A 9,715-nucleotide genomic window follows, 5' to 3' on the forward strand; every position below is an offset into this window, starting at 1 on the left:
ACTGGACAGTAATTTCGTGGAAATAAATGCATCCGTCACAGGGACCAAGGAACTGAAGACGATCCTGCAGAATGCATCAGACCGGTTTTACGGCCTGATGAAGGAAACCACATGTCTGTATGTGGATGAGGTGCATCGCTGGAACAAACTTCAGCAGGATTCACTGTTGAAAGCCATCGAAGAAGGGATCATCAAGTTTATCGGGAGCACGACAGAAAATCCGTATTTTTCGGTAAATAATGCGATTCTAAGCAGAGTGAGAAATATTTACGAGTTTAAACGTTTGAGTCCGAATGACATCATGGTGCTTCTTAAGAGGACCCTTGAGGATACAGACAAAGGGTTTGGAGCTTTGCAGATTTCTTATGATGAGAATGCACTGCGGACGCTGGCGGAAATGAGCGGTGGAGACTGTCGGGTCGCACTGGATACGCTGGGATTCATCGTGGACAATCTGTCAGAAGGCAGTACGCTGGATTCTGAGATCGTGGCGGAAGCAATGCAGAGACAGACAACGTTTTACGATAAGGAAGAAGATAAGTACAATCTTTTATCGGCTTTGCAGAAATCCGTGCGAGGAAGTGATCCGGATGCTGCGGTTCATTATCTGGCACGACTGCTTCACGGTGGCGCGGATGTTGTTATGATCGGCAGAAGGCTTCTGGTGATGGCCAGTGAAGATGTGGGAATGGCATATCCCAGCGCGATCTCTGTCGTGACGGCATGTGTGCAGGCAGCACAAATGGTGGGCCTGCCGGAAGCGCGGATCAACCTGGCTCAGGCGGTGGTACTGCTGGCATCCTGCCCGAAGTCGAATGCTTCCTATATGGCTCTGGAGCAGGCATCTGCAGACTTAAAGGGACGTAAGATCGAGGATGTTCCGGCACATCTGAAAGATTCCCATTACAGTGGGGCTGCGAAGCTGGGACGGGGGCTGGACTATAAGTACCCTCACGCATATGGAGGGTATGTGACACAGCAATATTTACCGGATGATCTGTATCAGGAAGGTGTTAAGTATTATCATCCAACGGAAAACGGAAGCGAAGCGTCTTTCAAAAAATACTTAGAAGAACTGGAGCGAATCGATGAAAGAAATAAGAAGGGCTGAGAATGCAGGGTTTTGTTTTGGTGTGAAACAGGCTATCGAGAAAGCGGAAAAAGCAGCGGAACAGAATCCGGGAGAAATCTATTCAATGGGATCGCTGATCCACAATGAACGCGTCACCAGAGATCTGGAGAAAAGAGGAATACGTGTGATCGAAAGCCTGGATGAAATCAGTGCTCCGGGGACGGTGAAAGATGTGCCGTTAAGGGATGCGACTCCGAAGGTGATCATCCGCTCTCATGGGGAAGGCAGGGCCCTTTATCAAAAAGCCGAAGAACGCGGTATCGTATTGATCGATGCAACTTGCCCGTTTGTGGCGAGGATCCATCACCTGGTCAACGATACCGATAAACAGGTGGTGATCGTTGGAGATCGAAATCATCCGGAAGTCCTGGGAATTTCCGGATGGTGCAGGAAGCCTGCTGTTATAGTGAGCTCTTATGAAGAGGCCTGTGAGATTCCGGAAGATGACCTTTTTGTAGTGACGCAGACGACGATCCGGGAGCAGATGCTGCGGGATGTACTGCAGGCACTGGAGGAGCAGGGCAAGAACTATCAAGTCAATAATACGATCTGTAATGCGACTTCAAAGCGCCAGGAATCATGCGAAAAACTGGCTCGTGAATCGGACCTGATGATCGTTGTTGGTGGCAGAAACAGTTCTAATACGAAGAAATTGTATGAAATTTCTAAAAAAAATTGTGCGAATAGCTATTTTGTTGAAAATATTGAAGATTTACCGTTGAAAGAAGTGGCAAAATGTAATAGAATAGGAATAGCGGCGGGTGCCTCGACACCCGAATGCACTATTAAGGAGGTTATTGCCAGAATGAGTGATGTTACACTTGAAAACAACGAATTAAACATGAACGATCTTATGGATGAAATCGAAAAATCCTTAAGATTACCAAGAGGTGGCGAAATTGTCACAGGAAAAGTACACCAGGTAACGGACAAAGAAGTCATTGTAAACCTGGGATGCAAGAAAGACGGTATTCTGCCTATCTCAGAAGTGAGCCTGGAAGAAGGACAGACTTTAGCAGATGCCTTCAAAGTTGATGACGAAATCAAAGCAAAGGTTATCAAAACAGACGACGGAGACGGTGGAATCTTACTTTCAAAGAAAAAGTTGGAAATCAGTGCAAATTGGGAAGAAATCGTAAAAGCACTTGAAGATAAAACAGTTCTTGAAGTTAAAGTAACCAGACCGGTAAACGGCGGTGTAATCGCTGAGTACAAGGAAGTGTCCGGATTTATCCCGCTCTCACAGCTTTCTGATCACTACGTTGAAAATGCAGAAGAATTCGTAGGACAGACTATGGAAGTCAGAGTTTCCAGAGTTGACCAGAGAAGAAACAGAGCAGTATTCTCTCACAAGCTGTTCCTGAATGAAGAAAAGGATAAGCTGGTTGCAGAAATCTGGGAAAACCTGAATGTAGACGATGTAGTGGAAGGTACTGTAATGAGATTTACAGATTACGGTGCGTTTGTTGACATCGGCGGCATTGATGGTCTGCTTCACATTTCCGAGATCTCCTGGGGCAAGCTGAAGCACCCGCAGGAAGTTCTGAGCATTGGTCAGAAGATCAACGTAAAGGTTCTTTCCATGAACGCAGAAAAAGGAAAGATTTCTCTGGGTCTCAAGCAGAATCAGCCAGAGCCATGGAGCGTGATCGACGAAAACTATCAGGTTGGACAGGTTATCGAAGGCAAAGTAGTACAGATCAAGGACTACGGCGCATTCGTAGAGCTGGAACCGGGTCTTGACGGACTGGTACATATTTCTGAAGTTGCTCATAAGCGTGTTGGCAACATCAATGATGAACTGGAAATCGGTCAGATCGTGAAAGCTAAGATCCTCGAAATCGATAAGGATCGTAAGCGGATCAGCCTCAGCATCAGAGAGACAATCGAACCTCCGGCAGAGGACGAAGCTCAGGAAGCTGAAGCAACAGAAGAATAGTCATCAAAAAGAGCAGCGTGATGCTGCTCTTTTTTTAAAATGTTACCAGGGGTGTGTATGAAAAAGATTTTAGTGAGCCAGTGTTTATATGGTGATAAACCAGTGCGCTATGATGGAAAAACAAAAGAAGAAAGGGATCCTAGATTTATTCGATGGAAAGAAGAAAACCGTCTGATCCCGGTATGCCCGGAAGTGGACGGCGGACTTCCGGTGCCGCGGACGGATGCTCAGAGAATCGGTGATCAGGTGATAACAAGAGATGGCAGAGATGTGACGAAAGAGTACCGCAGAGGTGCAGAAATCGCTTTGGAGCGTGCTTTGCAGGAAGAGGTGCTATGTGCTGTCCTGAAGGAAAAAAGCCCGTCATGCGGAAGCAACAAGGTGTATGACGGGACTTTTGAAGGTAATCTTATCGATGGTCAGGGGATCACGGTTCAGCTGCTGCGGGAAGCAGGGGTGCGCGTGTATTCGGAAGAGGAACTGGACCTGGTGGAGCAAATGGTGACCGGCAGGGAAAATATTATCCTGACTGGTATGCCGGCCTGTGGGAAAAGCGTGACAGGTGTTGTTCTGGCTAAGAGTTTACAGATGAATTTTCTGGACACAGATCTTTTGATCCAGGAGGCTGCCGAGAAAAGTTTGCAGGAAATCATCAACGAAGATGGGATGGAAGCCTTTAAATCACTGGAAGAACAAGTGCTTTGCGGTGTGTCAGCATCGCATACGGTCATTGCGACTGGCGGCAGTGCCGTTTATTATCCGAAGGCGATGGAGCATCTGAAGAAGCTGGGGCGTATCGTGTATATACAGGTCTCGGTGGAAACGATACTGCAGCGGCTCAACAATATCACAACACGAGGCGTTGCTATGAGCAAGGATCAGGGAATAAGAGAACTTTACGAAGAACGAAGGCCGTTATATGAGACGTATGCAGAAGTGACTGTGGGGTCTGGATCCGGATCGATGGAAGATACGGTAGCGGATATTATAGACAAAGTTTCGAGGCTCAGGCAAAGCTTCAGGTAACGTGTTTTGAGAAAAGAAAAGCCATGATACAGAAACGCATATCAGGATGCGTAATGTGTCATGGCCTTTATTTTATTTTGATGACTGGATCAGTTCTTTCGCGGATTTTAGAGTGGTGTCGGTGATAGTGGCACCGCCCAGAAGTCTGGCGATTTCCTGCACCTTTTCATCTGCTGTCAGTTCAGTGATCGTAGTATATGTAGATGATTCGTCTGTTTGTTTCTCGATTTTGTAGCTGTGTTCTCCAAATGCTGCGATCTGGGGAAGGTGAGTAATGCAGATGATCTGGTGTGTCGCAGCGATCTCTTTGAGCTTGTGTCCGACTACACTGGCTGCGATCCCGCTGATGCCGCTGTCGATCTCATCGAAGATCATAGTCGGGATCTCGTCATAGTCACCGGTTATTTTTTTAAAAGCCAGCATGATCCGTGACATTTCACCGCCGGACGCGATCTTACTCAACGGTTTCAAAGGCTCTCCGCGATTGGTGCTTATGAGAAATTCCACATTGTCAAACCCTTCTGATGTCAAGTGCTCCGCGCGTTTGAAGCTTATGGAGAAACGGGCATCGTTGAAGTTCAGCTGAGTCAGTTCTTTCGTTATCTTTTGTTCCAGCTGTGCCGCTGCCTCTTTTCGTGCAGTGGAGAGCATCTCGCAGGCAGCCAGAAGTTCCTGTCTCTGCGCAGCAAGCTGATGCTCCAGTTGCGTTTTTAATGCATCTGCATTTTCGATACTGGAAAGCTTCTCTTCCAGTTCTTCTGCATATGCGATCAATTCTTCGATGGATCTGCCGTGCTTGTTTTTTAACTTTTTTAAAAGATCGCTTCGTTCAATGGCTTCATCCAGCTCTTCTGGAGAAAATACCGTGGTGTCGCGGCAGTCTCGCACGGATGAAGATATGTCTTCCAGCTCATAGTAAAGCTCGTTGGTGCGTCTGCTTAGATCATCCAGCACCTGGGTATAAGGGGCGATTTCCATCAGCATGTCCGACATGCGTTTGATCGCAGAGAGCGCAGCGTTTTCATCTTCGGATGCGATTTGGTAAGCACCGGCCAGATTTTCATAAATTCTTTCGCTGTTCTGAAGCAGTTCGATTTTTTCTTCCAGTTCGACATCTTCTCCGATCTGAAGCTGTGCGTTTTGGAGTTCTTCCAGTTCGTATGCCATAAAGTCCTGCTCCCGTTTATTTTTTGCCGTTTCCTCCAGAATGGATTTCAGCCTGGAGCGAAGGCTGGTGTAGGACTGGTACAGATGCTGAACCTTTTCTTTAACAGGCAGGATCTGATCTTTTTGATAAAGATCTACCAGATGGATGTGATGATCCGGGTTGAGCAGGGACTGGTGATCGTATTGTCCATGGATGTCCGCCAGCTTTTTACAGAGCGCGTTCAGATGTCCAAGGGTCACGATCTCATCATTGATCCGGCAGATGTTTTTGCCGGATGCAGATATTTCACGGGTGATGATGTACTCATCATCCTTGTCTTCTGCGATCATCTGGATCACGGCCTTGTTTTTCCCGGAACGGACATATGCAGTGTCTGCACGACTGCCAAGGGCAAGACTCATGGCTTCTACGGCAACGGATTTACCGGCGCCGGTTTCGCCTGTGATAGTATTGAGTCCGCTGTGAAAATCGATCTCAGCTTTTTCTATTGTTGCAAAGTTTTTAATACTGATGTGTCTGATCATAGCGTTGTAACCTCGCTGACAGAGAGAAAATCTGTCATTTTATTTCTTCAGCATATTGTTGAGAAACTCTACAACGATAGGAGAGTTCTCGGGATCATCGGTGACGAACATAATGGTGTTATCTCCTGCAACTGAGCCGATCACGTGGGGGATCCCGGAGGAATCCAGTGCTTCGGCTGCGGCGCTTGCACAACCCGAAAGGGTTTTCAGCAGCACGATGTTTCCGGAATAAGCCGTAGATTTGACGGTTTCCCGGAAAATATTGGACAGCCGTCCGGAAATCGGAGTGTCATTGGTGGCTGCGACCGCATATTTATACTTCCCTGTTGAAGACAGGATCTTGATCAGGTGCAGCTCTTTGATATCTCTTGAAATAGTGGCCTGCGTTACTTCGTATCCGAATTCACGAAGAAGAGATGCCAGCTTATCCTGCGTTTCAATCTCATATGTTTCAATGAGTTCAAGTATTTTGTTCTGTCTGGAAATTCGCATATCAGTTCCTCCAAATATAGTATCTCCAAGATGCCGTTTCCCGCTCGTATCAAGGAGTCCAAACCCCGGCGGCGGGATGGTGATTTGCTTATAATTATACCATATTATGAAAAAAATACGCAAGGCATATGTCATGAATGAGTCAAAATCTTTTTTCTGCTCTTTTCTATCATATCACAGTAATTTCATGGTTGCAAACATATGTTTGTATGCTATACTAATAGTTGAGAAAAAACGAGCAAGGACGATAGAAACAGATGAAAATTTTAGGCATCGACCCGGGATATGCGATCCTGGGTTATGGAGTAGTAGAAAAGATCGGAAACAAGTTCAAAGTCTGCGATTACGGAGCGATCACAACAGATGCCGGGACACCGATGACGGAGCGTCTGGAATATCTTTATGATTCTCTGCGGGAGATCATTGAGGAGCATCACCCGGATGTGGCATCCATTGAAGAACTGTTTTTTAATACGAATGCCAAGACAGCCATTTTAGTCGGGCAGGCCAGAGGCGTTGCGATCCTGGCCTGTGTGAAGGGCGGACTGGAAATCGAAGAATATACTCCGCTGCAGATCAAACAGGCACTTGTAGGATATGGTCGGGCGGATAAGAAACAGGTGCAGATCATGGTCAAAACCATCCTGAACTTGAAGGAAATACCGAAGCCGGATGATACGGCAGATGCGCTGGCGGCAGCTATTTGCCATGGACATTCGGCAGACACAAGAAAAATGCTTAGGGAGATCAAACTGAAATGATTGGATTTGTCAAAGGAACCCTTGCTGAAAAGGGGGCAGGATATGTTATCATTGAAGCCGGTGGAATAGGATACGAGATTTTCGTGCCGGCCAATTCGGCAGCATATCTGAGCAGCGAAGGCGATGAAGTCAAAGTATACACTATGATGAGCGTGCGGGAGGACGACGTCAGTCTGTACGGCTTTTCGAGGCGAGGAGAGCTGGATGCTTTTAAAAAACTGATTTCTGTTAACGGAGTTGGTGCAAAGGCGGGGATATCTATTCTTTCGGCGTTTACGCTGGAGCAGCTGCGGGAGGCGATCGCTTTCGAAGATGCAAAGGCTCTGACTAAGGCAAATGGTGTGGGCAAGAAGATTGCAGAGAGGATCGTACTGGAACTGAAAGATAAGTTCGCTGCTTCGGTGGAATCGGGCATGGAAAGCGCGGTGATTTCTGATGGCGAGCAGCCGGCGGCAGGAGGAGGCAGAGCCGAAGCGGTCGCAGCTCTCATTTCTCTGGGGTATACCAGAGGAGAGGCCACCAGCGCGCTGGCTCATATAAAGGATAATGACCTTTCCGCGGAGGATTATATTAAAGCGGCACTGAAAAATCTCATTTAGCAGCGCCGGAGGCTTTGCAGAAAAAAAGAGTATGAGGAATCATTATGGATTATGAAGAACGAATCACAGCAGCGGAGCTGGGGCAGGGCGAAGAACGCTCGGAGATGACTCTGCGTCCGCAGAAGCTGGAGGATTATATCGGACAGAAAAAAGCTACGGACAATTTAAAAATATTTATTGAGGCGGCCAAGCTGCGAAAGGAACCGCTGGATCACGTGCTGTTTTACGGCCCTCCGGGACTGGGGAAGACAACGCTGGCGGGGATCATTTCCAATGAAATGGGCGTCGATATCAGGATCACGTCGGGACCGGCTATTGAGCGGGCAGGTGATCTTGCTGCGATCCTGACCAATCTCAATGAAAACGATGTGCTGTTCATCGATGAGATCCATCGTCTCAACCGGTCGGTAGAGGAAGTTTTGTACTCAGCGATGGAGGATTTTGCGCTGGACATTATTATTGGAAAAGGACCTTCGGCACGGTCTATACGACTGGACATTGCAAAGTTTACGCTGATCGGAGCAACAACGCGTGCAGGCAGTCTTTCGGCACCTCTAAGAGACCGTTTCGGAGTGAGCTGCAAGTTCGAGATGTATACGACCGAGGAACTGAAGAAAATCATAGGTCGTTCCGCAGAGCTTCTGGGAGTGACGGCGGATGAACAGTCTATGGAAGAAATGGCCAAGCGTTCCCGCGGGACCCCGCGTGTTGCTAACCGGATGCTGAAGCGGGTGCGTGATTTTTCTCAGGTAAAGGGAAATGGCGTCATTGATATCGATATCACGCAGAAAGCCCTGGATGCGCTGGGCGTCGATCATATGGGACTGGAAAGTCTGGATCGGGAGATCTTGCGAACGATCATCGAACGGTTCAAGGGAGGACCGGTCGGAATCGATACGATAGCGGCTTCCATCGGGGAAGAACGGGTGACTATAGAAGATGTGTACGAGCCGTATCTGATCCAGGCGGGTTTTTTGCACAGGACGCAGAAGGGGCGCGTTGTATCGGCACAGGCGTACAAGCATCTGGGCATTCCGTACGATGAAGAAGAGGTCAACAGTTCAGTTAAGGAATAGAAGAGGACAAGGATGAAAATAGAAGATTTTGATTACCATCTGCCGGAGGAGCTGATCGCGCAGAAGCCGGCAGAAAAACGTGATGCATCGCGGCTTCTTGTCGTGCATCGAGATACAGGCAAAACGGAGCATCGGCATTTTTATGACATACTGGAGTATTTACAGCCGGGAGATTGTCTGGTGCTGAACAATTCCAAGGTGCTCCCGGCAAGGCTCTTTGGCACGAAAGAAAAGACTGGTGCCAAGGTAGAATTTCTGCTGATCAAGCGGATCGAGGGAGATATCTGGGAAACTATGGTCAAGCCGGGGAAACGGTTGAAACCCGGGGACAGCGTGATCTTTTCGGAGAAGCCTTTGCTGCGGGCGGAGGTGAAGGATTACGGAAACGATGGAACCCGGCTGGTGGAGTTTCAGTATGAAGGTTTGTTCATGGAACGGCTGGAAGAGCTGGGGAGCATGCCGCTTCCGCCATACATCGAGCGAAGCAGTCAGGAAGAGGATAAGGAACGATATCAGACGGTGTACTGTGAGGAGGAAGGCTCTGTAGCGGCACCTACGGCGGGACTTCACTTTACCGATGAATTGCTGGAGCAGGCGAAGGAAAAGGGCGTGGAACTGGTCTATGTGACGCTTCATGTTGGGATCGGTACGTTCCGGCCTGTCAAGTGTGAGAACATCGAGGAACATTCCATGCATTTCGAGGAATACCATATCTGTGAGGAAAGTGCAGAGGTGATAAACCGGGCAAAACGGGAAGGTCGTCGTATTATTTCGGTAGGGACGACTTCTACGCGAACGGTGGAAAGTGCGGCCTATTACGATGAAGCGGCCGGATGCATGCAGGTCAGAAGCGGAGAAGACAGCACGGGGATATTTATTTATCCGGGTTATGAATTCAAGATCATAGACAGTCTGATCACCAATTTCCATCTGCCGAAGTCAACACTGCTGATGCTGATTTCTGCATTGTATGACAGGGAAAAAATTCTGGAAGCTGT

General features: G+C 48.0%; 9 protein-coding genes. 7 read left to right on the forward strand and 2 right to left on the reverse strand.

All coding sequences use genetic code 11. The features are described from left to right. From H8876_RS06180 to H8876_RS06190, 3 genes are all read left to right on the forward strand, one after another. On the forward strand, positions 1 to 1,111 hold a 1,111-nt coding region (locus tag H8876_RS06180), incomplete at its 5' end, for a replication-associated recombination protein A (RefSeq protein WP_249287003.1). Next, on the forward strand, positions 1,089 to 3,071 hold the full coding sequence (locus tag H8876_RS06185; RefSeq protein ID WP_249287004.1) for a bifunctional 4-hydroxy-3-methylbut-2-enyl diphosphate reductase/30S ribosomal protein S1: 1,983 nt from the start codon (positions 1,089 to 1,091) through the stop codon (positions 3,069 to 3,071). The genes H8876_RS06180 and H8876_RS06185, both read left to right, overlap by 23 nt. Before the next feature lie 57 nt (positions 3,072 to 3,128). Then, on the forward strand, positions 3,129 to 4,097 hold the full coding sequence (locus H8876_RS06190) for a 2-thiouracil desulfurase family protein (RefSeq protein ID WP_249287005.1): 969 nt from the start codon (positions 3,129 to 3,131) through the stop codon (positions 4,095 to 4,097). Between the two features lie 72 nt (positions 4,098 to 4,169). Here the strand turns inward: H8876_RS06190 and recN are convergent, their stop codons facing one another. Together recN and H8876_RS06200 are read right to left on the reverse strand one after the other, a co-directional pair. Next, positions 4,170 to 5,789: a DNA repair protein RecN gene (recN, locus tag H8876_RS06195; RefSeq protein ID WP_249287006.1), complete on the reverse strand. Its 1,620-nt coding sequence runs from the start codon at positions 5,787 to 5,789 to the stop codon at positions 4,170 to 4,172. Between the two features lie 39 nt (positions 5,790 to 5,828). After that, positions 5,829 to 6,281 carry an arginine repressor gene (locus H8876_RS06200; protein ID WP_249287007.1) on the reverse strand — a complete coding sequence of 151 codons (453 nt, stop codon included), beginning with the start codon at positions 6,279 to 6,281 and terminating at the stop codon, positions 5,829 to 5,831. Positions 6,282 to 6,538: 257 nt separating this feature from the next. Here H8876_RS06200 and ruvC point away from each other — a divergent pair, with 257 nt between their 5' ends. The 4 genes from ruvC to queA all read left to right on the forward strand — a co-directional run. Next, positions 6,539 to 7,042 (forward strand): crossover junction endodeoxyribonuclease RuvC, encoded by a 504-nt coding sequence (ruvC, locus tag H8876_RS06205; protein ID WP_249287008.1) that lies wholly within the window; start codon positions 6,539 to 6,541, stop codon positions 7,040 to 7,042. Beyond that, positions 7,039 to 7,641, forward strand: coding sequence for a Holliday junction branch migration protein RuvA (gene ruvA / locus H8876_RS06210; RefSeq protein WP_249287009.1), 603 nt, complete (start codon positions 7,039 to 7,041; stop codon positions 7,639 to 7,641). The genes ruvC and ruvA overlap by 4 nt, the downstream gene beginning before the upstream one ends. 44 nt (positions 7,642 to 7,685) lie before the next feature. Beyond that, positions 7,686 to 8,717 carry a Holliday junction branch migration DNA helicase RuvB gene (ruvB, locus tag H8876_RS06215; protein ID WP_249287010.1) on the forward strand — a complete coding sequence of 344 codons (1,032 nt, stop codon included), beginning with the start codon at positions 7,686 to 7,688 and terminating at the stop codon, positions 8,715 to 8,717. 12 nt (positions 8,718 to 8,729) lie between these two features. Continuing rightward, a partial coding sequence (gene queA / locus H8876_RS06220; protein ID WP_249287011.1) for a tRNA preQ1(34) S-adenosylmethionine ribosyltransferase-isomerase QueA occupies positions 8,730 to 9,715 on the forward strand: 986 nt, incomplete at its 3' end.

Source organism: Lentihominibacter faecis, from assembly GCF_014306095.1.
Taxonomy (GTDB): Bacteria; Bacillota; Clostridia; order Peptostreptococcales; family Anaerovoracaceae; genus Lentihominibacter; species Lentihominibacter faecis.

What these genes read in the sequence shown, in the direction of transcription:
- recN (WP_249287006.1), bottom strand. Translation starts at nt 5,789, where the DNA reads ATGATCAGACACATCAGTATTAAAAACTTTGCAACAATAGAAAAAGCT.
- ruvC (WP_249287008.1), top strand. Translation starts at nt 6,539, where the DNA reads ATGAAAATTTTAGGCATCGACCCGGGATATGCGATCCTGGGTTATGGA.
- H8876_RS06185 (WP_249287004.1), top strand. Translation starts at nt 1,089, where the DNA reads ATGAAAGAAATAAGAAGGGCTGAGAATGCAGGGTTTTGTTTTGGTGTG.
- ruvA (WP_249287009.1), top strand. Translation starts at nt 7,039, where the DNA reads ATGATTGGATTTGTCAAAGGAACCCTTGCTGAAAAGGGGGCAGGATAT.
- H8876_RS06190 (WP_249287005.1), top strand. Translation starts at nt 3,129, where the DNA reads ATGAAAAAGATTTTAGTGAGCCAGTGTTTATATGGTGATAAACCAGTG.
- H8876_RS06200 (WP_249287007.1), bottom strand. Translation starts at nt 6,281, where the DNA reads ATGCGAATTTCCAGACAGAACAAAATACTTGAACTCATTGAAACATAT.
- ruvB (WP_249287010.1), top strand. Translation starts at nt 7,686, where the DNA reads ATGGATTATGAAGAACGAATCACAGCAGCGGAGCTGGGGCAGGGCGAA.